The organism is Sphingobacterium athyrii, from assembly GCF_003071065.1.
Classification (GTDB): Bacteria; Bacteroidota; Bacteroidia; order Sphingobacteriales; family Sphingobacteriaceae; genus Sphingobacterium; species Sphingobacterium athyrii.
Map to the genome: position 1 here is coordinate 228,024 of NZ_QCXX01000005.1, position 26,147 is coordinate 254,170.

Below are 26,147 nucleotides of genomic sequence, written 5' to 3' on the forward strand. Positions count from 1 at the left end.
TAGAATGATGGCCCGGGCGTGTAAACTTTAAGCGGCTTAAACTGTTTACATACTAAACATCGACTTGACATAAATTTCTAACTTATAGCACAATGAAACGTATCCTGCTTTTAACCGACTTTTCAGAAAATGCACTCTTAGCGGCGAAACAAGTCGCCCTCTGTGCAGCGGCCTGGAAAACTGAACAAGTTATTGTTTACCATACGTATAACAGCGTAACAATTGTAAACAACGAACCTATAGTTGTGGTCAATGACGAAGTGAAAGAGGCCAAAGAGAAAGAGCTAAATAGCTGGCTGGAACTGATCAAGCCTCTTTTTCCACCACAGGTGACCTTGTCACACAGGATGGAAGATGTCGACTTGCCGATAGGAGTGAATGACCTCTGTAAATCGGAGTCCATCGATCTGGTGGCACTGGGCATCACCGGACAGACTGGCTTTGCGAAAATATTGGTGGGCAGCAATGCCATTACCTTAATGGATATCTGCAATAAGCCAATGCTGATTGTCTCCCACAAGGTCGATCCGGCAGTTCCAAAGCATGTACTGGCAACCACCGACCTGAAAGAAGTGGACCGGAAATTAAGTCTGTTTAACCTGGATCAGGTCCTCGATGCTTTTTCCGCACAGTTATACGTACTGAATGTTGCGAAGCGCGAGAGTTCGGCTGCAGATCTGGCACAGGAATTAAAACATTTACATGAACGGCTGGACAAGTATAAACCCATCTATGATTACATCAGCCATGACGATATCACGATGGGAATAGCGGAATATGCGAAAGAGAAGCATATTGACCTCATCCTGTCCTTTCATAAGAAACAAGGTCTATTGGCGAGTCTATTTAAAACGAGTATATCCAAAAAGATGGCCTGGAACGGTGCGGCCAACTTATTGGTTATTCCAATGGACAAGTCCTAAATAGGCACTAACACCAAGGGGCTCGGTGCATCAAATTTGATTCACCGAGCCCCTTGGTGTACATGTCAATATGAGGAAAGACCGGCAGGGCGATTGTTTTCCGCCAAAACCCTGTTATTTCTTGTCCACGGAATGCTTCCCGGGTCCGATGAATACAAGCCCGAGAAACACGAAAAATAGTTCGATCGCATGGGATGCACCAGAGATACCGTCGCCTTTGGACAGGTGCATCAATCCGGCAACCACCATCGTAAAGGCAAGCAACAGTGCTGAGGGCCTAAAGAATAGCCCTAAAAGTAGAAAAAGACCACCAATGGTTTCTGCTGCTGCAGCCATAAAACCCCAAAATGCCGGCATAAAATTAATACCCATATTGCCCATTGCTTTACCCACACCGGCCCAAAGTTCTGGCCCTCCCTGCAACTTAGGCAAACCATGCATAATCATCATGACGCCTAATCCGATACGAAGAACTAGTAAGCCTGTATCTCTATATTTACCCAGTGAATTCCAAATTGCCATAAATAAAAATTATAATTTAAAATGTTAATGACTGATAGACTCTCCTAAAATAACCAAAATTTTTCATTGCTCGGTGTTCAAATTCTCCTTTTGATACCGCAAAATTAAACTGGTATGGAATATCTTCCCTTGATATAGATTAAGAAATTTCATAAAATAAACTGATCTGAACAGAAAAATATTGCATTTATGCTGCTAAATATGTAATTTAATGGACATAGACCCGATTATAAAATAAAATGAAGAATCTCCTCTTGTTAACGGATTTCTCTGACAATGCTTATGCTGCCGCCCAATACGCAGCAAAGTTAGCTCCGCTTTGGGGAATAGAAAAGGTTGTGCTTTACCATACCTATGAGGTTGTCCCTACAGTAGGAACAGAGCCTGTCGTCATCAGTAATTCGGATATTCTGGAAGAAAAACAAAAAGATCTCAATGTATGGCAGGAGGATCTGATGCAGCTGTTTCCACAGGGTATCGCATGGAAAGTGACCCTGGAAGAGTATGAGTTAAGCTATGGTGTCAACCGCACCTGCGCCGAAGAAGATATTGATCTTGTGGTGGTGGGAACGGCCGGTAAAAGTGGTTTCAAAAAACTGCTTCTGGGAAGCAATACCTTAAAATTGATTGAAAACTGTCATACCCCACTATTAGTTGTACCGGCCAAAGCGGAATTTAGGATTCCCAAAAAAATGCTGATCGCAACGAATCTCAAAGAGGTGAAAATCAAACTGGACCGCCTGCTGGTCAATGCTGCGGAAGTACTCCGCAAAAGCGAAGTTTATGTGGTCCATGTGACCAAGGAAGATCCTGCGAGTAAAGCGCTAAGTACAGAAATTAATATCATGACCGATCTGCTGGCCTCTTACCATCCGATCTACAGCTATATCCTGCAATCGGATATTGCCGTTGGCATTAATCAATACATCAATGAGAATCATATCGATATGATGGTCACGTTCCATCGCGACAAAGGATTACTCAGCCGGATTTTCAACACCAGTATTGCACAAAAAATGGCCTGGAAAAGCCAGGCCGCAATGATGGTTATCCCTGTCCATTCAGGATAATATATAAAATATCGACAATCAAACAGTATCATCTCGGACAAACTATTTAATTGTCGATATGGTTAACCCTATAAATAGATAAGCTCCGTTTTATTGGCACTCGTTATTAATCTTACTTTCCGGCCCAATACTAGTGCATGGTTATCATCAATATGCCCCGCAGGATAAGCAAAGGCAACCGGAAAGTCGTATTCTTTAACTTTGTCCCAGATAATTTCCTCTACTGTCTGTCCAAATGCGGGGTCATTGTCTTTCATGGACGAAAAACCACCGACGATAAGGCCTTTCAGTTTTTTAAATTTACCCGCGCGCTTCAACGCCCAGAGCATCCGGTCCACGGAATAATAGGCCTCGCCCACATCTTCAATAAAGAGAATTTTATTGGCATACTTAACATCGGAATCCGAAGCTAAGACGGATAATAGTATAGCCAAATTTCCACCAATCAGCTTCCCTTCGGCCTCACCCGGACGATTGGGAAATACAGACTGCTCGTAGGCAAAGTCCATGGGTTCCCCAAAAAGCGCATTTTTCAGCGTCTCCAGTGAAGCTTTTGTTCCCGATTCAAAAGACTTGGGCATCTGCCCATGGATGGTTGCAATTTTATAGTTACGCTGAATATGACTGTGCAGGACAGTGATATCGCTAAAGCCGATCAACCACTTGGGATGCTGCTCAAACTCCGAAAAATCAATCTCATCCACAATACGGACACAACCGTAGCCTCCCCGGGCCGCAAACACGGCTTTAATGGATGGATCATCCAAGGCCCATTGCAGATCTGCGGCGCGCAGCTGATCATCGCCGGCAAATTGGTGGTAAGATGTCCCTACTGTCTCCCCTACCAGAACCTCCAGTCCCCAGCTCTTCAATGTTTCAATCCCAATATCAATCGTGCCGCGAATGAAACTGGCCGGACAAACGATCGCAACTTTGTCGCCTTCTTTAAGAAAATCAGGTATTTTAGACATATTCATTATGTTTCATGAATGATTTGATTCTTTATGGCTATGAAGCTATCATAAGCCAAGGTGCTTTATTTTAACTCAAATTATTTTGTTCTTGCCCATGATGGTTTCCCCTATTAAAATTTTCAACGGATGAGGAGAAAACGATAAATTTGGTCGTCCATAAAGCTCTCTAAGCGCCAAATTAACACAAATTTATCTTAGTTTTATACCGTAAATTGAATTATCTTTGTGAAGAAAATAAGTAAAAACTTTAATATACTTTCAAGCATTGAGTATTCTAGATAAAAAACGTTATACAATTACTTCGGCATTACCCTATGCCAATGGTCCTTTACATATCGGACACCTCGCCGGTGCTTATATTCCCGGTGATATATTTGTTCGTTATCTGCGTTTAAATCAAAAGGATGTAGTCTATGTATGTGGATCGGACGAGCATGGCGCAGCCATTACCATCCGCGCAAAAAAAGAGGGCATTACGCCACAGCAGATCATAGATAAATACAACAAACAGATCAAAGAGAGCTTTGAGGAGTTTGGCATTTCTTTCGATATCTACCACCGTACTTCCGAGCCGATTCACCATCAATTGTCACAGGATTTTTTTCTGAATTTATACAACAAAGGTGAATTTGTCGAGAAATTTTCGGAGCAATACTATGATGAGGAATACCATCAGTTTTTGGCAGACCGTTATATCACAGGAACCTGTCCAAACTGTAAATCCGAAGGTGCTTATGGCGACCAATGTGAAAAATGTGGCACCTCACTTAGTCCAACAGACCTGATTAACCCCATTTCTACACTGAGTGGGAAAACACCGGTATTGAAAGAGACGAAACATTGGTATCTGCCATTGGATAAATATCAGCCCTGGCTTGAAAAATGGTTAATCGAAGGCAAGAAAAATATTCTTAAATCCAATGTTTTTGGCCAATGTCAGTCCTGGCTAAAATCGGGTCTGCAACCTCGGTCCATGACCAGAGATCTGGACTGGGGAGTGGATGTACCTTTGGAAGAAGCACAAGGAAAAAAACTATACGTATGGCTGGATGCGCCAATAGGTTATATTTCCGCGACGAAACAATGGGCAATTGACCACGGAAAAAATTGGGAAGACTATTGGAAAACCCATGAAAATCCAGCGGATGATGCCACATTGATCCATTTTATCGGAAAAGATAACATTGTATTCCACTGCATTATATTTCCGGCGATTCTTCATGCACATGGGGACTATATCTTACCGGAAAATATTCCTGCGAATGAATTCCTCAACCTGGAGGGGGACAAGTTGTCAACTTCCAGAAACCATGCGGTCTGGTTACATGAATATCTACAAGAATTCCCGGGCAAACAGGATGAGTTACGTTATGTATTGACCTCGATATTACCGGAGACCTCGGATGCTGAATTTACTTGGAAGGATTTCCAGGCACGGATCAACAACGAGCTGGTAGCCATCTTCGGGAACTTTGTCAACCGTGTGATGGTACTTTCCCATAAATATTTCGATGGCAAAGTATTAAATGGTTCTCCGCTGACAGCAGTGGATCAATCGGTACTGGACGAGTTAAAATCCTACCCAGCAACGATCAAGTCATCCCTGGAGCAGTTCCGTTTCCGTGAAGCATTGGCCGAATTTATGAATGTTGCACGTCTTGGTAACAAGTATTTAGCAGATGAAGAGCCATGGAAAGTAATCAAAACAGACGAGGAACGCGTAAAAACGATTCTGAATGTGGCGTCTCAGATTGTTGCCAACCTGGCTATACTGGCACAGCCTTTCTTGCCAAAAACAGCAACGAAGTTATTTGAAATGCTCAATTTCCCACAGGGGAACTGGAGTGATGCGGGCAACGAAGGACTAATTGAGAATGGCCATCAACTGGGTGAAGTCCAGTTGTTGTTTGATAAGATCACTGACGAACAAGTAGAGTTCCAATTAAACAAACTTGCGGAGGCCAAATTGAAAAATCTAGCAGATAATGCTAAGGTCGCTCCTGCAAAAGAAAATATCAGTTTTGACGATTTTGTGAAAATGGATATCCGTGTGGGAACAATTTTAGCGGCTGAGAAAGTTGCGAAAACAAAGAAATTACTAAAACTAACGATAGATACGGGTATTGACAACCGCACCGTCGTATCTGGTATTGCGGAATTCTTCAGTCCTGAAGAAATTGTAGGACGCCAGGTATCTATATTGGTGAATTTGGAGCCGCGCGAAATCAAAGGTATTACCTCTCAAGGGATGATCCTAATGGCTGAAGATGCTGATGGCCGGCTGGATTTTGTCAGACCGGATACTGCAATCAAAGTAGGTAGCACAGTACGCTAGTTAGCTATAAACGATACCATAAAAAAGCCTGTTCAAGAGACAGGCTTTTTTATTAAAGGTGATCAATACTATTTCAAGTCCCTTCGTGCTTTACTCGCACTAATGATGTAAAATCATATGAAAATCTTAGAATAATACGCTCTGTAAACGTTTTTTAAAATCTTTGTCATCCATCCAATCGTAGACCGTATCTTTCAATTTTTTTATGATCTCTGCCTTAGATTCCGCAACAACCTTTTTCTTTTTGGTAAGCACATTGGAGACCGGGGCATTGGTAAGTTCAATTTTGGTTGCAAACATATTGATATTCATGCTAGGGACGGATATCCCCAAGATCAATCCGGGCAAGCCATGGATTAATTCAGGTCCACCCGCTATCGGAATCTGTCCCGCAAAAAATGCGACAACATAGATAGAATCTTGTATGATCCCATTTGCCCGTCGACAATCATATCCGGCTATGTTGCGATATTCGTCGGTATACTTCCATTTCACCGCCGGCAGAGAATCTTTCATCAACAGCTGCTCATCACCAAAGGGCAGTAACTTGATAAACTCGCCGTTTTTAAAATTCATATAAGTCTTTGAATCCGTCAATGCGGGGTTGTACCATGAAACATTTCGATAATTCGCGGGATAATCTTCCTCTACTGTTTCAAACAATGTTTCCTGATCGTAAAATTTTAATGTATGATGTGTGATCACTTCCACAGGCCCATTTTTGACCGCATTGTCTACCCCCAGCTTATCCCAGGTATCCAGGTCGGGCTTACTGAGATACGTCCGTTTCAGATAGTTCTGCACATGGAATTTCCGTTCGAACGTCACCGTGCCGCTGCTTGGAAAAAATGCGTTCTGGGCTTGTATCGTCGTGACGGATAAGCACAATAGCCACAGCATTGATATCAATTGCTTACTCATTTATCACCTCCCTTCATTGTTGTAAAATTGTAGATCACTTTTAACATTCCATAACGACGCAACACATCATTACTGGTCTGGACAAATGCAGTACCGTCCTGATAACGACGTACGCCAATATTCTTATTTAATATATCATTGACAAATAGCTGCGCTTCGAGGGATTTATCTTTCAAGAATTTTTTGGAAATATAACCATTCATATTCAACATATTAATGGACTGCAAAGTCTTAGTCGCAGCCTGATAATTCTGCTGCATGGAGACAGAAATCTTAAAGTCTTTGGGTAAGTAATAGGTTGCCTGTGCATACGAATTGAATTTAAATGTGGTCTGGTTCAATTCGGGCTGCAGATAAGAATCCATCTGTTCAACACCAGGACTTAAGCTAATATAAAAATCCATTTTATTGGCTTTATATCGGTTAAAGCCAATCTCTGGTCCGATACTCCAGGTCTTATTACGATTGAGCCTAGGTTCTTCATTAAGCAGCGATAGATAGCTATATTGGCTATTGTATTCCGCATTCATACCCATATTCATTTTCAAACCCCATTTTTTCTTTAACATAAAATTATATGATCCACTTCCGTAGAAACGCCAGTTGTCTTTATCAATATTGACAAAAGAGATCTGTCGGGTACCGTCTTCTAGATTATAACGAACACTGCTGTTAATGTTTCGTTTCCCCTGATTGGCGCTGATGTAAAAGTAGAAGCTCTGATCTTTGATCTGTTTGTAAGAATTATAATTGAGGGAATAGGAATTATTAAAACCGGCTTTCAGGTCCGGATTATCCAAATATTCGACAAGCGGCTGACTATTTTGTTTGAGCGGTTCAATCTGTGTGAGCGAAGGCTGAACAGTCTGCCCATTATAATTGAATCCTATATTCTTCGTTTTTGAAATCTTATAGTTCACATTCAATGAGGGTCTAATGGATGTCTGATCGCGTTGCAATACAGTATTCAAGTTGTTGTAGGTCCGTTTCACAGCCTCAAAATCAGTACGGTTGCTTAGATTGACCGTCCATGTATTTGTTTTATAATTCAATGCCGTATTAACACTATTTTTTAAACTGGAAAAATTAAAGTCATTCAATACACTTTCGTCCAGCACAGTATATTGATGCGTGATAGAATCTCTATTGAAGGATTGATTAAGTGTTTCTGATTTATTGCTGGAAAAAGAGTACCCGATTGATCCAGTGATCCTTTTTGACAGCGGCTCGATATAGGTAAGAGAGGCTCCATATGTATTATTGCGAAGTTTATCTTTTTTAAGTTGATCAATTGTATCAGTACGATTGTCATTGAAAAAAATGTTTTCGGAAAAATACTTTGTATCTGAATTATTTTGGTCCGTATTTGCATTCACATTAAATGTAATGGAGCGCCGTTCCTTTTTAAAACGTCGGGTCAACATTGCATTCACGTTGAATTTATCCTGATCACTATTCAGATCCGTACGCGATTTAGTTCTGGTAATATCTTTTCCATCAAGGGTTTTCTGATAAGCTTCAGCCTCGGATAGATTATCTCTGCTGGATTTATTGAAGCCCATGTTCACCGTCAGATCGGCAAGTGAATCTAGTTTATAATCGTATCTAAGATTGGCAACATTGGCTCTGTTCTCATTTTCTGATCTGGTGATATTACTGTCTATCTGCGCGCGCTCCGGCAAGTTATTCTGCGCATTATAAGTACTTGTATTATTTACATCGATCTGGCTGCGCTTGTAGTTGACATTGATTTTATGTTTATCGTCTTTGCTTTTATCGGAATAACTTATCCCCATATTTAGAGCCTTAGGTACGCCGCCACCCCGATATCGCCCATCCCATCCACCTTCCGTTTCATCTCCGCCCGAAGAGATCATAATGCCTCCCCCATCCATCATCTGGACATTGCCACTTCCCCCGACACCATATTTTTGACTATCTTCAAACCCCAGTCCCACCATACCATCGTTGGCCAGGATACCGTAAGCCGCAATTTTCTGCGATCCTTTAAATTTATTGAGCATGACTTTCCCGCCATAGTATTTATCCGTTCCGGCCCCAGCGATTGCCTGGCCGAACATCCCTTTCTTCTTATCCTCTTTGAGCTTAATATCAATGGTCTGTGTACGCTCCCCATCGTCCACGCCCGTACGTACAGCCAGATCTGATTTCTTTTCGTACACCTGTACCTTGCTCACCATATCCGATCGGATATTTTTGGTAATCAGGGTGGGGTCATCTCCAAAAAATTCCTCTCCATCAAGCAATACCCTCTTTACCTCTTTTCCCTGCGCCGTAATCTTACCTGTCCCATCGATCGTAATGCCCGGCAACACCCTGAGCAGATCATCTACTTTGGCATCTTTCTCCACCTTAAAACTACCAGCATCGTACTCTATAGTATCACCCTTGATGACAACGGGAATTCTGCCATTGACCTGCACCTCTTCCAAGAGCAAAGCCGCCTTTGACAGCGCTATCAACCCGATGTCGTAATCTTTAGCTGTAATATGGATATCTTTTACAAGATCTGCATATTGTGGGTAAGACACCACGATCTTATAAACTCCAGTATCCAGATTGGCAATTTGGAAAGTTCCATTTTCTTTCGTTCGGTCGAACTTAATTAAAATGGAATCTCTGGGATTAAGTAACGCAACAGACGCTTGATGAAGTTTAGCTTGGTCTTTCCCGTCAACCACAGTCCCCACAAGCCTATGTTGGGCATAGGAAATAGAGCTAAAGGCTGAGAGTATAAGAAACAAAACTAAGGAATAGGTTAGTTTCATAAATTTTCCGTTTATATAGTATTGATATAAAGATATTAATGTTACTACGGAAAATTCGTAAAATAATGTTAAATAATTACGAAGTTAAAAACATAAACAACAAACAATAAAAACCGTGGATAGACAAGGGAAACAAAACACTGCTTATCAGCATTTTATTAAAACAAAAAAGGAGATGCAACTTATCTGTTACATCTCCTTTTTTGTTTTTGATGACTCAATTTATTTTACCTAATCTACATTTAGGTTCAACTCTTTTTCTTTATTGATTAAATGTGCAATGCTGGTGTCATTCAAAATTTGCAACATCGCATTCCGCACTTCCACAAATGTATCACGGATGCCACAGGCATGCTCTTCGGTACACTCTTCACAGGAACGATAGAAATTGAGACTGACACAAGGGAGCAAAGCAATCGGCCCATCGATCAGACGCATTACCTGAGATAAAAATACGTCTTCTGGAGCTTTATTGAGACTATAGCCACCACCTGCACCTTTTTTACTGTAGAGAATCCCCGCATTTCGCATTTCAAGGAGAATCTGTTCCAAGAATTTCTTTGGAATATTTTCTTCCTGCGCAATCTTAACGATCTGCATAGGTTCATTTCCGTAGTTACGACCGAGCACCATAAGTGCTTTAATTGCATATTTTGTCTTTTTGGAAAGCATAATTTGTTAACCCCCTGTTGAATTGCAAATTTACGTTTTTTATTCAATAGAATAAAACCTATATCATTAGCAGGTAAAAAGAACCCTTAGCACAATTTCATCTGGTTGGATATCCTTATGCTAAGGGCTATCGTATTAGAACTTAACGTTATTGGCCCAAAACTGCCGTAATTGGTTTACCGATACTTCCATTTGGTTCGGTAATATGCAACAGCGATGAAATGGTAGGCGCAATATCCACAATATGCACTTCGGTATTGGATACGCCCGGTTTAATGCCCCAGCCCATAAATACCAATGGAATATGAGAATCGTATCCCGACCAGGTGCCATGTGTCGTTCCTGTAGAACGCGGCGTTCCATCATACCATTGTGGTTCACAAACGATTTGGATAACACCGCTCCGTTTGAAATTATAGCCGTTGATCATTTTTTCACGGACAGGCTCCGGGATCATGAGGCTTTCACCTTTTTCCATATCCGCAACATAAGCAACACCTTCAGTCTGGCGCAACTCGCGAATAATGGTCTCTTTGATTTTATCCCGGTCCAATTGAAGCGAGTCAATCATCTGATTGTTCAGATGGACCTGGTAATTCATTAGGCTTTTGACAATTTTTTCCTGTCCGAATTTCTCTTTCAGTTTTTTATTGAGATCCGAGATAATCTGACGGGAATAGAAATAGCCGCCATTTCCTTTCATATCCATATAGAATCTGGAGTTGTAGGAAGCACCGTGATCAGCTGTCAGGAAGAAGGTATAATTGCCCTTTCCAACCGTATTGTCCAAGTAAGCGAAAAAATCCGCCAGCTGTTTATCTAACTGCAGGTAAATATCTTCGATCTCCACAGCGGTCAATGAGTAACGGTGTCCAACATAATCCGTAGCGGAAAGACTGACACAGAGGAAATCGGTGTTTTTGGTCGGATTATTTCCCATCTGCTCGTTTTTGATCGCTTCCATGGCTAGATCCAAGGTGAACTGATTTCCCATCGGTGTTGTTTTGATCAGTTCAAGACCTTCATCTTTCATCAGCTTGGATGTCGCCCGCGGTAAGGTCGGCTTTTCTTCACCGGGATATTTTCCTTCATAAATATTATCGTCAGCAATGCTATTATCCGCATAAGTTTGTACATCGTACATTGGCTTCCAGTCTGCTTTAAGATACTTTTCAGCTAATTTTTTCTTGTTGAAGTCTACCACCCATTTTGGCAATTTATCCATATAAAAATTGGAGGTAATCCAATTGCCTGATTTTGCCTCAAACCAATAAGCCGCATCGGCAAAATGGCCAGCAGGCAATATTCCGCCACGATCTTTGATCGCTATACCAATGACCTTGGATTTAAAATTTGAAGCCAGTTTCAACTGATCCGTTACGGTAGATGCCAGCAAGTTCCGTGGAGATTGTTTACCTTCTTTTTCAGCTGTCCCTACTCCAGTGACATTGTCATCTTGTGTACAGTACATATTCTTGCCTGTAAGCTCTTCGATCCAGTCATTGCCAGCAATACCGTGTATGGAAGGTACAGAACCGGTATATACCGAACTGTGTCCAATAGCCGTATAGGTCGGAATGTAATTGATCAGGGTATTCTCACAGGAGAAGCCTTCTTTCAAAAGTCGCTTGAAGCCATCATTGCCATATCGATCCGCAAAACGATATAGATAATCCCAGCGCATCTGATCCACCATCAGACCGACGACCAGTTTGGGTCTGTCCGGTTGTTGTGCCATGGTGGAGAGTGCAGCTATTCCAAATACGACACTTAAAAAAAATCTTTTAATCATTGTTGTTAGATATTAGTATTGAGATATTAGATTTGAGATTCTGGGTTGTGCCAGTCTACGGCTTATGCTCCTTATTCTTTAATCTTTATACCAGCCTGAGGCTTACCAGCTGTTCCCATTTTTGACTTTTTAATATTAATATTGAGTAATTAGTATTTAGATTTTAGTCCGGCAAACCTTCGGTTTACGAACATGATCTATCATTCTAGCGCTTTAATTTTCGTCTTAATTCCAGCAGGCTCTGCATTAGCCGGTTATTTAATAACAGGTACTAAAGTAGGCTTAATCTTTTAAATGTGTTTTTAAAAACTGTCCTGTATAAGAATCTTTACAATGCACAAGATCTTCCGGAAGCCCTGCAAAAACGAGCTTTCCCCCTTTATTTCCCCCTTCAGGTCCGATATCAATGACCCAGTCTGCCGACTTGATCATATCCATATTATGCTCGATAACCAGTATACTATTGCCTAGATTGATCAGTGCATCAAAAGACTTCAGCAGCTTTTTAATATCCTGAAAATGTAAGCCGGTCGTCGGTTCGTCGAAGATAAACAGGGTTTTCTTACTGTTATTACCTTTGATCAGAAAGGATGCAAGTTTAATCCGCTGTGCCTCTCCGCCGGAGAGTGTACTAGAAGATTGCCCGAGCTTAACATAGCCCAGTCCAACATCTTGCAATGGCTGCAGCTTGGCCAATATCTTAGGCTGATCACCAAAGAATACGATGGCTTCATCCACACTCAATTCAAGGATATCGGCCACGGATTTGCCTTTGTATTGCACATCAAGGACAAACTGTTTGAACCGTTTGCCACCGCAGGCCTCACAGGGCAGCACGATATCTGCCATAAACTGCATCTCGATCTTCACTTCTCCCTCGCCCTGACAGACATCACAGCGCCCGCCTTCAACATTAAAAGAAAATGCAGCAGGTTTCAGTCCCGCAGCTTTGGATGCAGCCTGATTAGCATACAAAGCTCTGATCTCATCCCAGGCTTTCACATAAGTCACCGGATTCGAACGTGAAGAACGACCAATAGGATTCTGGTCCACCATCTCGATCTGCTCTACCTGCGCAATATCGCCTTCGATGGAATCATAAACACCAGTTTGCTCGCCAGAATAATTACCAATTGATTTCTGCAACGCTGGGTACAGGATTCGTTTCACCAAGGAGGTCTTTCCGGAACCCGATACTCCGGATACAACCGTAAATATATTTAACGGGAACTGCACATCTATTCCCTGGAGATTATTCTCATGTGCTCCTTTAACGGTAATGCCATGAGACCATTTGCGTCTTTTCTTGGGTACTTCAATCTGGCTTTTTCCGCTCAGGTATTGTCCGGTTAAGCTCTTGTCATCTTTTAAGATCTCGCTATATGTTCCGGCAAATACCATCTCACCGCCATTGATCCCGGCTTCGGGGCCAATATCAATCAGGTAATCCGCAGCTTCCATCATCTCCTGTTCGTGTTCAACCACAACAACAGTATTACCGACATCACGAAGGGATTTCAGCACCGAAATCAACCGTTGTGTATCACGTGGATGTAAGCCGATACTGGGTTCATCCAAGACATAAATCGAACCTACGAGCGAACTTCCGAGCGATGTTGCCAAATTGATCCGTTGGGATTCTCCTCCGGAAAGGGTATTGGACAAGCGATTTAAAGTAAGGTAACTTAAACCCACATCGCATAAAAACTGTAGTCGATTATTAATTTCGGCCAATAAGCGCTTCGCGATCATCTGTTCATTTCCTACCAAAGGTAAATTGGTAAAAAATGCTAAGGCTTCTTCCAAAGGCATTAATACGACATCGGTGATTGACTTCCCACCCACCTTGACATAAGTTGCATCTTTGCGCAATCTTGTGCCGCGGCAGTCCGGACAGTCCGTCTTACCCCGGTAACGTGATAACATCACACGATATTGAATTTTATAGGTCTGCTCCTCCAATTCCTCAAAGAACTGATTAAGTCCGGTGAAATAATTATTTCCCGTCCATAATACCTCCTTTTGCTCCACTGTCAGGTCGGCATAGGCACGATGGATGGGGAAATCAAACTTTAGGGAATTTTTGACCAGCACCTGTAACCATTCCCCCATTTTCTCTCCCCGCCAAGGTGCAATTGCTCCGTCGTATACCGAGCGGCTCTTGTCGGGGATAACCAGATCCGGATCTATACCGATAATTTTCCCATAGCCCTCGCATCGCCGACAGGCACCATAAGGATTATTGAAACTGAAGAAATTGGGACTAGGCTCTTCAAAAGTTATTCCATCTAGTTCAAACTTATGCGAGAAATGATGTCTTTTCCCATTTTCCTCCATATACAGTTCTCCTTTTCCCTCAAAAAATCCGGTCTGAATAGAATCGGACAATCGGTTTACGGTATCATCATCCTGCTCAATACGTACGCGATCGACTACGATCAATACCTCAGCATCCTGAATCGTTGCATTGGCCATGCTTTTATCATCAATAATGCTTTCGATTTTTTGCATTTTATCCTGATACACGACGCGGACGAATCCTTTCTGCAGTAAAAGCGAAAGTTCTTCTTTGAGCTTGCGTCCGTGAGAAGGCACCAACGGAGCCAAGAGCGTGACGGACTCCCCCTCGTCAAACTTCAGGGCGAAATCCACCACCGAGCTCACACTGTCCTTTGTCACTTCCCGACCGGAAACGGGAGAAATTGTTTTGCCGATCCTGGCGTAGAGCAATTTCAGGTAGTCGTAGATCTCGGTTGAAGTCCCTACGGTAGAACGCGGGTTGCTCGTGATCACCCGCTGCTCGATGGCGATCGCCGGCGCGATACCTTTGATGTAATCGACCTCGGGTTTATTCATCCGCCCCATAAACTGTCGTGCATAGGAAGAAAGACTCTCCACATAGCGCCTTTGCCCCTCCGCATACAGCGTATCAAAAGCAAGGGAAGATTTTCCCGAACCCGACATTCCTGTAATGACAACTAATTTATTTTTGGGAATATCAACATCAATATTTTTTAAATTGTTGACTCTTGCCCCTTTTATCTGAATATATTCTTTTGGAGTATGCTCCACTTTTTTACGCATAATAATCCTTATCTCACACAAAGTTACGCAATCTTGGCTGATTATAGACCCATTGTATCAAAAGCTGACACGAAAAAATCCCTCTGCTATAGCGGATATTTTCCACAGACTTAGAGGTTGCCTTTTTTCAGTTCGCCAATAGCATAATCCACGGCTCTCGCAGTTAAAGCCATATAGGTCAATGATGGATTTTGTGTTCCGGTTGAGGTCATGCAGGCACCATCAGTAACAAAGACATTTTTGACCAGATGCAGCTGATTCCACTTATTCAACAGGGAGGTTTTTGGATCCAGCCCCATACGTGCTCCACCCATTTCATGGATATCCAGGCCCGGGTTCTGGTGGCTGTCACTGATCCTAAGATTTTTCACTCCGGCGACTTCCAGCATCTCTTGCCCCTGCTGAAAGAAGTCATCTCTTGATCTATAGTCATTATCTTCGTACCCAACCGAAGTAATAAGCTGCGGCATACCATAGGGATCTTTTTGATCTGTGCTCAACCGGACGTGATTATGCTCCTGAGGAATCGTTTCCCCCTGCATCATCATCGAAACGCCCCAGCCGCCTAATTCCGCTAAACTGTCCTTATAAGCTCCCCCAACCTGCTCGCCTTCAAAATTACCACCCCTCGAACGGTAGGCTCCAAAGAATGACGCATAGCCTCTTAAAAAATCCGTTTCCTGCCGCTGTACATTTCTAAAATTGGGGATAATCGGCTGAGTTGGCCTACGACCATAATAATATTTGTCTTCATACCCCTCCATTGTGCCCGAAATGGTGCCCAGATAATTGTGAAAGGCCACATATTTTCCCAACAGCCCACTATCGTTTCCAAGTCCATTCGGGAAACGTCCGGATGTGGAATTCAACAAGATGAGGTTTGTCGCTAATGCGGAGGCATTGACAAAGATGACCTTCGCAAAAAACTCCTGACTCACTTTTGTTTCGGCGTCGATAATACGGACTCCGACTGCTCTTTGCTTTTTATCGTCATAGCGTATGGATTCGACAATCGCCTGTGGGCGAATGGTGAGGTTACCTGTTTTGGCAGCCCAGGGCAACGTAGATGCATTGGAACTAAAGTACCCACCGAATGGGCATCCACGATGGCATAAACTACGGGCCTGGCACTGGCTGCGCCCCTGATCAATATGGATCTGTCGGGGCTGGGTCAGATGGGCACAACGTCCCTGAATCACCGGACGATCCTTATACTGTTGCTGTATGCGTTGCTGTATTGCTTTCTCCACCACATTCATCTCCCATGCTGGAAGAAAATCTCCGTCCGGCGTGGCATCAATTCCATCTTTATTACCCGAAATGCCTGCAAAATGCTCAACATACGAATACCAGGGAGCGATATCATCATACCGGATGGGCCAATCTACGGCAAAGCCATCCCGTGCGGGCCCCTCAAAATCATACTTAGACCATCTTTGCGTCTGACGTGCCCAGAGCAGCGATTTACCACCGACTTGATCCCCCCGAATCCAATCAAAAGGTTTTTCCTGGATATAGGGCTGTGCGGCATCCGGCAAAAAGAAATGTTTGGCATCTTCCCGATAGGCATAACATTTTGACGCGACGGGATTTTCGTCTTTGATGAGCCTTTCCACTTGCCCCCCATGTCTGAACTGCCAGGGATCCATATAGGCTGTCGGATAATCCTGAATATGTCTGACATCTTTTCCCCGATCCAAGACAAGTGTTTTCAATCCCTTTTCGCAAAATTCTTTGGCGGCCCAGCCGCCAGATATGCCCGAACCGATCACAATAGCATCAAAATGGTTTTCCTTATTCATCATTATATTTAGGTCATTTTTGAAAAGGTAATATACTGTAAATAATACTATTGCAACAAATATTCCTGATAGTTCAGCTAATTTTGTTACAAAATGGAATCTAAGCGATCCTCGAAATTAACATCGTGGTCAACACCTTTCAGCATCAAATGCTTAAGCTTTTATCCTAGTTTTTTAAACAATTATTTTAAATATTCAGCCATTCACAATTAATCCTTCTGCATTTTCGGCTGTCTTAGAAATATAGTTACATAAACAACAAAATGGCAATACAGCAATAATTGCGTTTAAAAGAACAAAATAAAAAAATAGTTATGAGAAAAAATGTATTAAATGTTATGGTCATGATGCTATTCGTTTTAGTCGCATCCACAACAGTAAGCAAAGCACAGATGGTAATTGATAAAATAGATTTAAGTATTTTTCCGGCAGCGGAAAAAGGGTACAAAAAAATGGTGATTGAAGTGCCACATTCAGAAAATGACAAGAATAAAAAAATTGAGTTTTCCGTTGGTAAATGGATGGAAGTAGATGGCTGTAATACCTTTAATTTAGCCGGCACTTTTGAAAAGAAAGATCTTCAAGGATGGGGTTATGATTACTATGTATTCAAAACAAACGGAAATGTAGCGAGTACCATGATGGCCTGCCCCGATAAAGCAAAAAGAAATCTTTTTGTAAGTGCTCAACCAGAAACAGTACGTTATAATGGTCGAATGCCTATTGTTATTTATATCCCTGAAGGTTATGAAGCTCAATTCAAAATCTTCACGACGGATGGGGATACCTACCGTGCTGCCGAAGTCAGAGAAAAGAAAAAATAACAGCAGTAAAATTTAATTTAGTTATTTAATCAATAGCAAGCAAATGCAGCTTGCAGTTAAAAGTCTCCAACAAAAATTGGAGACTTTTCTTTTTTATATGCCCCCCATAAAGAAAACGATTCGCATTAGACCTCTCCCGTTACAATCCTTCTGAAAACCGCCCGACAACCTTTTTCAAAGACGTGATTCACATCGCATTACAGCAGGCAAAAAATCCAAATACCATAAACTTAACATTTGATTAGTTTAGTATTAATACACAAAGTTTAATATTGCTTACGTTTTCAGACATAAGTATAAATGATCATGTTTAATCAACCTTCATTACATCTACCAAAAATTGCGGTCCTCACATGTTTCTTAACAACATTGGCTGCAAAGGGCTTTGGCCAATCCCAATTATTTCAGGGAAAGCTGATTGATTCATTAAGTCAGGACGCTATTCAGGGCGCAACCATTCGAAATTCCCATCTGGGCAAATTAGTTTCATCAGACCAGACAGGAAAATTTACCATTCAGGCGCAAATCGGTGATACCCTGCGTATAGGTTTCATGGGGTACCTTCCCAAAAATTTCGTTATTTCGGATCAGGGTCCTCTGCTGATCGCCTTATCCGCCAATCAGCAATCACTCAATGAGGTCGTGGTAACTGCGTTGGGCATAAAAAAAGAAAAGCAAGCCATAGGTTATTCCGTACAGGAGGTCAAGGGTAAAGATCTTGTCAAAGCCCGCGAACCAAACGCAATCTCCAGTCTCGCAGGCCGTGTATCCGGCTTAACCATTACACCAAGTACGAATTTATTTGGCGACCCCGGCATCACCCTGCGCGGAAGAAGTAATATTCTTATTGTCGTGGACGGGATGCCGATCAATACCGACTCCTGGAACCTGAGTCCAGATGATATCGAATCCTATTCTGTACTGAAAGGAGCCAATGCTGCAGCCTTATACGGAAATCGCGGACAAAATGGTGCTATTGTCATTACCACCAAACGAGCCAAGAATGAGGACAAGGGGTTTCAAGTTGAGTTCAACTCGAGCACGCAGCTGCAAACCGGATACAATGCGATCCCTAAGATCCACACGGAATATGGTCCCGGTTCAAATTTTCAATATGCTTTCAAGGATGGACGTGGCGGCGGAATAAACGACAACGACTATAATATCTGGGGCCCGCGCTTTGAAGGACAGCTCATCCCGCAGTACAACAGCCCCGTAGATCCTACAACCGGCGCCTTGACCCCGCTTCCATGGGAAGCCCGCGGGAAGGATAATTTGAAAAAATTTCTGCAAAATGGATTGTTGAGCACCAACAATATTGCTATTTCAAGTAAAACAGAGCGTGGGGACATCCGGCTTTCGGCTTCTCAGATGTTCCAACGCGGGACAACACCAAACACAAAACTCGGCGGCACAAATATTAATCTTACAGGAGGAATCAATGCCGGAAGCAAATTGAGGATTGATGCGAGCATCAACTACAACAAGCAATATTCGCCTAACTACCCCAATATCGCTTATGGGCCGAACAGTCCCATTTATATTCTGACCCTATGGGGTGGCGCGGATTATGATATCAACGATCTCCAGAATTACTGGCAACCGGGTAAAGAAAATGTGCAACAGTATAATCGCGAATATACGATATATGACAACCCCTGGATGACCGCCTATGAGAATCTGCGCACCTACGATAAAGATGACATTTACGGCTATGTTTCTGCCAATTACAAATGGAACAGCCATCTTTCATTAAGCGCCCGTACGAGCGCAAGCACCTGGAGCAGGAACCGAACCATCAAAATTCCGATCTCCGCCAATCTATACAATTACAATATTGGCGGGAGCCGTGTCGGCGGTTACCAAGAAACCTACGATACCTTCTGGGAAAATAATACCGAAGTATCATTAAAATATCAAAACCACATTTCTGAGGATATCGGTTTCACGGGTTCGATATTTGGAAACCTACGAACAGTAAGCGCAAAATCCTTGTTTGCCCGCACCGACCGGGGCCTGACGGTCCCTGGTGTATATGATCTCAGCAACTCGGTCATGCCAACTGTAGCCACCAACGACCGTGCCCTGCGTCAGGTCGGGAGTGTCTATGGCTTTGTCGATCTCGACTACAAAAATATGTTATTCCTGAACCTGACCGGCCGGTTTGATAAATCATCAACCATGCCCATAAAAAACAACACCTATTTTTATCCTTCAGCATCCCTAAGTGCCGTCATATCGCAGATGGTCTCTCTACCCAGCGTGATTTCCTCACTTAAGGTGCGTGGTGCCTATGCCAATGTAGCCAGTGATTTTGTCAATGAAACAGCTCAATATGATATTTACAAACTCCTGCCGGCCTATAGTAATTATGGTCGCTGGGCAAATTCCATGACCGGTGTCACTTATACAGATGTTTTACCGAACCCAGACCTAGTTGCGGAGCGGGTGAAAACGGCGGAAATCGGTCTAGAAACCCGCCTCTTCAACAACCGAATTGGCATAGATCTCGCGGTATTCCGAAATCTGGAAGGCCCACGAATTATTGAACTGGCCACATCTGTAACTTCAGGTGTAAAGGCAAGACAAACCAACGGGTTGACTTTATTGCGAAAAGGGATCGAGCTGAGCATCGATGCGACAGCCATCCAACGTGAACACTTCAGCTGGAATGTATCGGTCAACGCCTCGACCAATCACGCCTGGCTACATGATATCGATGGCCATCAGACCCGCTCAGGCGACGTCCGTATCGGGGAACGCTGGGACAGCTTCTATGTCAATGACTTTCAGCGCGATGAAAAAGGAAACATGATTGTAGGAACCAACGGTCTTCCGGCCTATAATCCCTATGTCAGCAAGATCGGATACAGCGACAATAAGTTTACAGCGAGCATCAGCAACAGCTTCCGCTACCGCGATTTCAACTTTAGCTTTCTTGTTGACGGCCGTTTTGGAGGACTGATCAAAAATGTGCAGGATGCCAAACAATGGGGGTCAGGAACTCATCCCGAATCGGCCAGCGCCTATCGCCTAAAAGATTGGGAAAACAGAGACAACAAGGATTACAAAGGTTCGGTTATGACCGAGGGATTAAAAATTGTCAAAGGGCAATTGAGCACAGACCAAGATGGCAAAATAATTTCCGACACACGGGAGTTTGCATCAAATGATATCCCCGTTTTATGGCAAAACTGGGCCACCAACTATTATCAGTCCGGACCCATCACGGCAAAAGACCGGACATTTGTCAAATTACGGGAAATTGTCCTCAGCTACAACCTGCCGGCCGGTTTACTGAAAAACTCTGGCTTTTTGCGTAGTGCAAGCGTATCCTTAGTAGGTCGAAATCTACTGTACTTTACCGGAAAAGGTACGCGAAACATGGATCTGGATCAATTTACCGCCGCCAGTTCTGATTACCAGACTCCATCGGTAAAGAGCTTTGGTCTAAATTTTAATGCAACTTTTTAAAGGTTTTAACACATCAAGATATTTTTCAATATGAAATACTTTAAATCAGTCTTACTCTTACTTCTCTTCGGTAGCACAATGAGCTCCTGTAAAAAAATCGAAGACCTACAAAAGGATCCTGCAGCCGTCTATGATCCTGCGCCAAAGCTGCTGTTTACAGGTATATTGATGCGGTCGCATGATGCTCCCTGGAGCGAAGACCACCGCTATAACCAGTACATGACCCAAAATGAAGCCTATTATACCGGACAGCCATATAGCTGGACGACAGGTTCTTTTGACACACCTTATGGCGTGCTGCGGGATGTCTATCGGATGGAAATCGAAGCAGCCAAAACACCTGAACCGGGAGCTGTTTACCTCACGTTAGCTAAATTCTTCAAGGCCTACTTCTTTGCCCGGACGACCGAAATGTTTGGCGATATCCCAATGGCAGATGCCTTGCAGGGTGAGACCGGCAACAACTTTGCTCCCCGGTACAATACGCAGCTGGAAGTATATCAGCAAATACTATCCTGGCTAGAGGAAGCCAATACCGAACTGGCCGGTTTCAAGGAAAAAGGCACCCTAATCGACGGTGATTTCTTTTACAACGGAAAGACGGAACAATGGCAAAAGCTAGTCAACTCCCTGAAATTGCGCATCCTGATAGGCCTGAGCAAACGTGCAGAGGATAGCCCCGCATTACGCATTAAGGAGCGGTTCGCAGAACTGTTGGCCAATCCTTCCAAGTTTCCGCTGATCCTGGATAATCGGGACAATTTCCAGCTGCAATACAATTCCATCAATACATATCCGCTCTGGCCGACTGACGGTGTAGTTATCAAAAAAGATGTGCGCAATACACTGGGTGCAACTTATCTGGACATCTTAAAAACAACCCGGGACCCACGGTTGTTGATTCAGGCGCTTCCGGCCTCTGCTTTACCTTTGGATCCGGCAAAACCTTTCGAGGCCTATCAGGGCGGCAAGACGGGCGATCTACAAAGCACACTCTTGAAACAAGCAACGGAGGGACAACTTTCCATGATCAATTTTGACTTTTGGCTCGCTTCACCTTCAGGATTACCATCCATTCAGCTCGGCGCCTCCGAAGTGCAGTTTGCGCTTGCAGAAGGGATCAACCGCGGCTGGAGCAATGCAGATGCCAAGATCCGATTTGAAGCCGGCATAACGCAGTCCATGCAGTTTTATGGTGTTTCCTCAGAAAAGATTGAAGCCTTTTTAAAAGGTTATCCTTACAAAGGGAATAATTCCGAAGGCCTGAAACAGATCCTCACACAGAAGTATGTTGCTTTCTTTGAGAATTCGGGCAAACAGGCCTTCTTTGAGCAACGACGTACCGGTATCCCTGAGTTTGATGTAGGTCCGGCAAATGCCAACAACAACCAGATCCCCAAACGGTGGGCCTATCCCAAAAATGAATATAGCACCAACGAAAACAATTTAAAAGAGGCCCTGCAACGTCAGTTTAACGGATCGGATACACAGAATGATGTCATCTGGTCTATCAAATAAACAAAATCAATACGATCGATTGTCCCATTCAATTTATTCAGCTTCTTCCCCCCTAGCCTTTTCCAGCTTAGAAGCCTTTACAAAGAAGAAATTAAGAAATGGTGAGGACCTGAAAAGTAGTATAAGCTGATATAAAAAAAGCCCTCGAAATAGTATTTCGAGGGCTTTTTTTATAATCTTTAGTTACCTACTATTGGAATTTTTTCGCGTTTACTTTACGCTCATTTTCTGTCAAGTAGATTTTACGCAAACGGATAGATTGTGGTGTAACCTCAATGTATTCGTCGGCTTGGATATATTCCATAGATTCTTCCAGAGAGAATTTAATTGCCGGTGCGATACGAGTGTTATCATCTGTACCAGATGCACGCATATTTGTCAATTGTTTACCTTTAACGATGTTAATCGTTAAGTCATTGTCACGGATGTGCTCTCCTAAGATTTGTCCTTCATAAATATCCACACCTGGATCAACGAAGAACTTACCTCTATCTTGTAACTTATCAATAGAGTAAGCAGTTGTTGTACCTTTATCCAAAGAGATCAATACACCATGCAAACGTCCAGGAATTGTTCCTCTCCAAGGCTCGTATCCTTTCAGACGGTGTGCCATAACAGCCTCTCCAGCTGTAGCAGTCAATACGTTGTTACGCAGACCGATGATACCACGAGAAGGAATTTCGAACTCAAGATGCTGCATTTCACCTTTCGTTTCCATCACTAAAAGCTCACCCTTACGTTGTGTTACCAACTCAATTACTTTACCAGAAACTTCTGCAGGAACATCAACAACCAACACCTCGATAGGCTCACATTTCTTACCGTCGATCTCTTTCAAGATTACTTGAGGTTGACCTACTTGTAATTCGTAACCTTCGCGACGCATTGTTTCAATCAATACAGATAAGTGAAGGATACCACGTCCATAGACCAACCAAGCGTCCGGAGATTCAGTAGGAACGACACGTAATGCCAAGTTCTTCTCTAATTCTTTTTGTAAACGATCGTGAATATGTCTAGAAGTAACCAATTTACCTTCTTTACCAAAGAATGGGGAGTTATTGATTGTGAACAACATGTTCATCGTCGGCTCATCAATGCTGATAACTTCCAATTGTTCCGGGTTGTCAAAATCTGCGATTGTATCACCGATATCGAAACCTTCGATACCAACAACAGCACAAATATCACCACATTTAACTTCCTGTACACGGCGACGGCCCAAACCTTCAAACGTGTGCAGTTCTTTTACACGTGATTTTACGATCTTACCATCACGTTTTACCAACGAGATTGGCTGACCTTCTTTAATCGTACCACGAGCTACACGACCGATAGCAATACGTCCTACGAACGTAGAGTAATCCAACGATGTAATCTGCATTTGTAATGTACCTTCAACAAATGGCGAAGGCGGGAAGTGATTGATGATCGCATCTAATAGTTCAGACACATCTTCTTTCTTTTCTTTCCAATCTGTTGACATCCAACCATGTTTGGAAGAACCATATAATACTGGAAATGCTAATTGCTCCTCTGTCGCATCAAGGCTAAAGAATAAGTCAAATACATTTTCGTATACCTCTTCTGGGCGACAGTTTTCTTTGTCCACTTTATTGACAACAACCAAAGGTTTCAAACCTAAGGATAATGCTTTTTGTGTAACGAAACGTGTTTGCGGCATTGGGCCTTCGAAAGCATCCACCAGCAATACAACACCATCAGCCATTTTCAATACACGCTCAACCTCACCACCGAAATCGGCGTGACCAGGTGTATCAATAACGTTAATTTTTACTCCTTTATATTCAACAGAAACGTTTTTAGCGACAATAGTAATACCGCGTTCACGTTCTAAATCGTTATTATCCAGAATTAAATCACCTGTACCATCATTGTCTCTAAAAAGATTTGTGAAGTGTAAGATTTTGTCTACCAACGTAGTTTTACCGTGATCGACGTGAGCGATAATCGCTATGTTTCTAATATTTTGCATCTAGCAAGTAAATTTGTTTTTAAATTCAGGGTGCAAAGATAAACATTTTGCACCACAAAATTTATAACTATGTGTATTTTATTTAATTACACCTAATTCTTTGCCTACTTTGGTAAAGGCAGTAATCGCTTTATCCAAGTGTGCAAGCTCATGTCCTGCCGAAATCTGCACACGGATACGGGCTTTTCCCTGAGGTACAACAGGATAGTAGAAACCGATCACATAGATACCTTCGTCCAACATTTTAGCCGCAAACTCTTGTGCAAGTTTCGCGTCATAGAGCATCACAGGGACGATCGGATGGAAACCCGGCTTGATATCAAATCCTGCTTCCGTCATTTTTTCACGGAAATATTTCGTGTTGGATTCCAGTTTGTCACGCAAGGTTGTCGTCTCACTCAACATATCTAATACCGCAACAGAAGCGCCTGCAATCGCCGGTGCCAAGGTATTTGAAAATAAATATGGGCGCGAACGCTGACGTAACAAATCAATGATCTCTTTTTTACCGGACGTGAAACCACCAGAGGCGCCACCAAGGGCTTTACCGAGGGTTCCGGTAATGATATCTACACGATCTATTACATTGAAAAGTTCGTGTGTACCACGGCCGGTAGCACCGATGAAACCTGTACAATGGGATTCATCGATCATCACCAAAGCCTGGTATTTGTCCGCTAGATCACAGATCTTGTCCAATGGCGCTACTGATCCGTCCATGGAGAATGCACCATCGGTAACGATGATTTTGTGTCTTGCTCCTGAGGCTGCCTGCAACTGTGCTTCTAAATCTGCCATATCCGCATTTTTATAGCGGAAACGTTGTGCTTTACACAAACGTACACCATCGATGATCGAAGCGTGGTTCAGCTCATCAGAGATAATTGCATCCTCCGCACCGAACAAAGGTTCGAAAACACCACCATTTGCGTCGAATGCCGCCGCATATAAAATCGTATCTTCCGTTCCTAAGAACTGGGAAATTTTTGCTTCTAATTCTTTATGTACATCTTGTGTTCCACAGATAAAACGTACCGAAGACATTCCATATCCGTAAGTGTCAATCGCTTTCTTCGCAGCTTCGATTACTTTTGGGTGCGAGGACAGGCCCAAATAATTGTTTGCGCAGAAATTGACCACTTCTTGTCCTGTGCTCACTTTAATGTCAGCTCCCTGAGGAGTAACGATCACTCGTTCTTGTTTATACAATCCCGCTTCTTTGATTGCATCCAATTCCTTTTGTAAAACTGGTTGTAATGTATTGTACATAATTCGAATTTATTTTTTTATACAATATTACAGTTTTTTCACTGGAATAAATTGCATTCCTTCCCGGGATAGGGGTTATTCACGGAGAATTCACCTCAAATCAATGTTTTGATAACATTAAACCGTTTGCACAAATTTGCGTTCCGCAGTGATTTCTTTCCTTTTGCAACGAATAATGGAAC

The 26,147-nt window shown here is 42.8% G+C and carries 16 protein-coding genes; 6 read left to right on the forward strand and 10 right to left on the reverse strand.

Annotated elements, in window-relative coordinates; all coding sequences use genetic code 11:
- Positions 1-92: 92 nt before the first annotated feature.
- Entirely contained in the window at positions 93-923 is an 831-nt protein-coding gene (locus DCO56_RS18900) for a universal stress protein (protein WP_108635321.1), read from the forward strand.
- A gap of 114 nt (positions 924-1,037) precedes the next feature.
- Here the strand turns inward: DCO56_RS18900 and DCO56_RS18905 are convergent, their stop codons facing one another.
- The gene (locus tag DCO56_RS18905) at positions 1,038-1,445 is read right to left on the reverse strand and encodes a DoxX family protein (RefSeq protein ID WP_108635322.1); all 408 of its coding nucleotides are present in this window, start codon (positions 1,443-1,445) and stop codon (positions 1,038-1,040) included.
- Positions 1,446-1,684: 239 nt separating this feature from the next.
- Between DCO56_RS18905 and DCO56_RS18910 the strand changes: the two genes are divergently transcribed.
- A complete protein-coding gene (locus tag DCO56_RS18910; protein ID WP_108635323.1) occupies positions 1,685-2,515 on the forward strand; it encodes a universal stress protein in 831 nt (276 codons plus the stop codon).
- A 68-nt stretch (positions 2,516-2,583) separates the two neighbouring features.
- On the opposite strand, the gene DCO56_RS18915 is transcribed toward DCO56_RS18910, so the two are convergent.
- Positions 2,584-3,486 (reverse strand): S66 peptidase family protein, encoded by a 903-nt coding sequence (locus DCO56_RS18915; protein WP_108635498.1) that lies wholly within the window; start codon positions 3,484-3,486, stop codon positions 2,584-2,586.
- A 268-nt stretch (positions 3,487-3,754) separates the two neighbouring features.
- Between DCO56_RS18915 and metG the strand changes: the two genes are divergently transcribed.
- Positions 3,755-5,824: a methionine--tRNA ligase gene (gene metG / locus DCO56_RS18920; RefSeq protein ID WP_108635324.1), complete on the forward strand. Its 2,070-nt coding sequence runs from the start codon at positions 3,755-3,757 to the stop codon at positions 5,822-5,824.
- A gap of 126 nt (positions 5,825-5,950) precedes the next feature.
- Here metG and DCO56_RS18925 read toward each other — a convergent pair whose 3' ends face one another.
- The 6 genes from DCO56_RS18925 to DCO56_RS18950 all read right to left on the reverse strand — a co-directional run bounded on the left by DCO56_RS18925 (position 5,951) and on the right by DCO56_RS18950 (position 16,884).
- A complete protein-coding gene (locus tag DCO56_RS18925) occupies positions 5,951-6,745 on the reverse strand; it encodes a GLPGLI family protein (RefSeq protein ID WP_108635325.1) in 795 nt (264 codons plus the stop codon).
- Positions 6,742-9,534, reverse strand: a complete 2,793-nt coding sequence (locus tag DCO56_RS18930; RefSeq protein WP_108635326.1) for an outer membrane beta-barrel protein — start codon at positions 9,532-9,534, stop codon at positions 6,742-6,744. The genes DCO56_RS18925 and DCO56_RS18930 overlap by 4 nt, the downstream gene beginning before the upstream one ends.
- Positions 9,535-9,765: 231 nt before the next feature.
- Positions 9,766-10,206, reverse strand: coding sequence for an RrF2 family transcriptional regulator (locus tag DCO56_RS18935; RefSeq protein ID WP_104384633.1), 441 nt, complete (start codon positions 10,204-10,206; stop codon positions 9,766-9,768).
- Between the two features lie 148 nt (positions 10,207-10,354).
- The gene (gene pafA, locus DCO56_RS18940; RefSeq protein WP_108635327.1) at positions 10,355-11,998 is read right to left on the reverse strand and encodes an alkaline phosphatase PafA; all 1,644 of its coding nucleotides are present in this window, start codon (positions 11,996-11,998) and stop codon (positions 10,355-10,357) included.
- Positions 11,999-12,280: 282 nt separating this feature from the next.
- Positions 12,281-15,082, reverse strand: a complete 2,802-nt coding sequence (gene uvrA, locus DCO56_RS18945) for an excinuclease ABC subunit UvrA (protein WP_108635328.1) — start codon at positions 15,080-15,082, stop codon at positions 12,281-12,283.
- A 110-nt stretch (positions 15,083-15,192) separates the two neighbouring features.
- The gene (locus tag DCO56_RS18950; protein ID WP_108635329.1) at positions 15,193-16,884 is read right to left on the reverse strand and encodes a GMC oxidoreductase; all 1,692 of its coding nucleotides are present in this window, start codon (positions 16,882-16,884) and stop codon (positions 15,193-15,195) included.
- A gap of 281 nt (positions 16,885-17,165) precedes the next feature.
- Between DCO56_RS18950 and DCO56_RS18955 the strand changes: the two genes are divergently transcribed.
- The 3 genes from DCO56_RS18955 (at position 17,166) to DCO56_RS18965 (ending at position 22,700) form a co-directional block, all read left to right on the forward strand.
- Positions 17,166-17,708, forward strand: a complete 543-nt coding sequence (locus tag DCO56_RS18955; protein ID WP_245935872.1) for an ecotin — start codon at positions 17,166-17,168, stop codon at positions 17,706-17,708.
- Positions 17,709-18,014: 306 nt separating this feature from the next.
- Complete coding sequence (locus tag DCO56_RS18960; RefSeq protein WP_108635499.1) at positions 18,015-21,182, forward strand: SusC/RagA family TonB-linked outer membrane protein; 3,168 nt, start codon at positions 18,015-18,017, stop codon at positions 21,180-21,182.
- A 30-nt stretch (positions 21,183-21,212) separates the two neighbouring features.
- Entirely contained in the window at positions 21,213-22,700 is a 1,488-nt protein-coding gene (locus tag DCO56_RS18965) for a SusD/RagB family nutrient-binding outer membrane lipoprotein (RefSeq protein ID WP_108635331.1), read from the forward strand.
- Positions 22,701-22,890: 190 nt separating this feature from the next.
- On the opposite strand, the gene typA is transcribed toward DCO56_RS18965, so the two are convergent.
- Entirely contained in the window at positions 22,891-24,696 is a 1,806-nt protein-coding gene (gene typA, locus DCO56_RS18970; RefSeq protein ID WP_108635332.1) for a translational GTPase TypA, read from the reverse strand.
- Positions 24,697-24,774: 78 nt separating this feature from the next.
- Positions 24,775-25,965 (reverse strand): glycine C-acetyltransferase, encoded by a 1,191-nt coding sequence (gene kbl / locus DCO56_RS18975; protein ID WP_108635333.1) that lies wholly within the window; start codon positions 25,963-25,965, stop codon positions 24,775-24,777.
- Between the last annotated feature and the right edge of the window lie 182 nt (positions 25,966-26,147).

Bases quoted from the DNA above. Each gene is read 5' to 3' on its own strand.
- DCO56_RS18900 (WP_108635321.1), top strand. From the start codon at position 93: ATGAAACGTATCCTGCTTTTAACCGACTTTTCAGAAAATGCACTCTTA.
- DCO56_RS18905 (WP_108635322.1), bottom strand. From the start codon at position 1,445: ATGGCAATTTGGAATTCACTGGGTAAATATAGAGATACAGGCTTACTA.
- DCO56_RS18910 (WP_108635323.1), top strand. From the start codon at position 1,685: ATGAAGAATCTCCTCTTGTTAACGGATTTCTCTGACAATGCTTATGCT.
- DCO56_RS18915 (WP_108635498.1), bottom strand. From the start codon at position 3,486: ATGTCTAAAATACCTGATTTTCTTAAAGAAGGCGACAAAGTTGCGATC.
- DCO56_RS18925 (WP_108635325.1), bottom strand. From the start codon at position 6,745: ATGAGTAAGCAATTGATATCAATGCTGTGGCTATTGTGCTTATCCGTC.
- DCO56_RS18930 (WP_108635326.1), bottom strand. From the start codon at position 9,534: ATGAAACTAACCTATTCCTTAGTTTTGTTTCTTATACTCTCAGCCTTT.
- DCO56_RS18935 (WP_104384633.1), bottom strand. From the start codon at position 10,206: ATGCTTTCCAAAAAGACAAAATATGCAATTAAAGCACTTATGGTGCTC.
- pafA (WP_108635327.1), bottom strand. From the start codon at position 11,998: ATGATTAAAAGATTTTTTTTAAGTGTCGTATTTGGAATAGCTGCACTC.
- uvrA (WP_108635328.1), bottom strand. From the start codon at position 15,082: ATGCGTAAAAAAGTGGAGCATACTCCAAAAGAATATATTCAGATAAAA.
- DCO56_RS18950 (WP_108635329.1), bottom strand. From the start codon at position 16,884: ATGAATAAGGAAAACCATTTTGATGCTATTGTGATCGGTTCGGGCATA.
- DCO56_RS18960 (WP_108635499.1), top strand. From the start codon at position 18,015: ATGTTTAATCAACCTTCATTACATCTACCAAAAATTGCGGTCCTCACA.
- DCO56_RS18965 (WP_108635331.1), top strand. From the start codon at position 21,213: ATGAAATACTTTAAATCAGTCTTACTCTTACTTCTCTTCGGTAGCACA.
- typA (WP_108635332.1), bottom strand. From the start codon at position 24,696: ATGCAAAATATTAGAAACATAGCGATTATCGCTCACGTCGATCACGGT.
- kbl (WP_108635333.1), bottom strand. From the start codon at position 25,965: ATGTACAATACATTACAACCAGTTTTACAAAAGGAATTGGATGCAATC.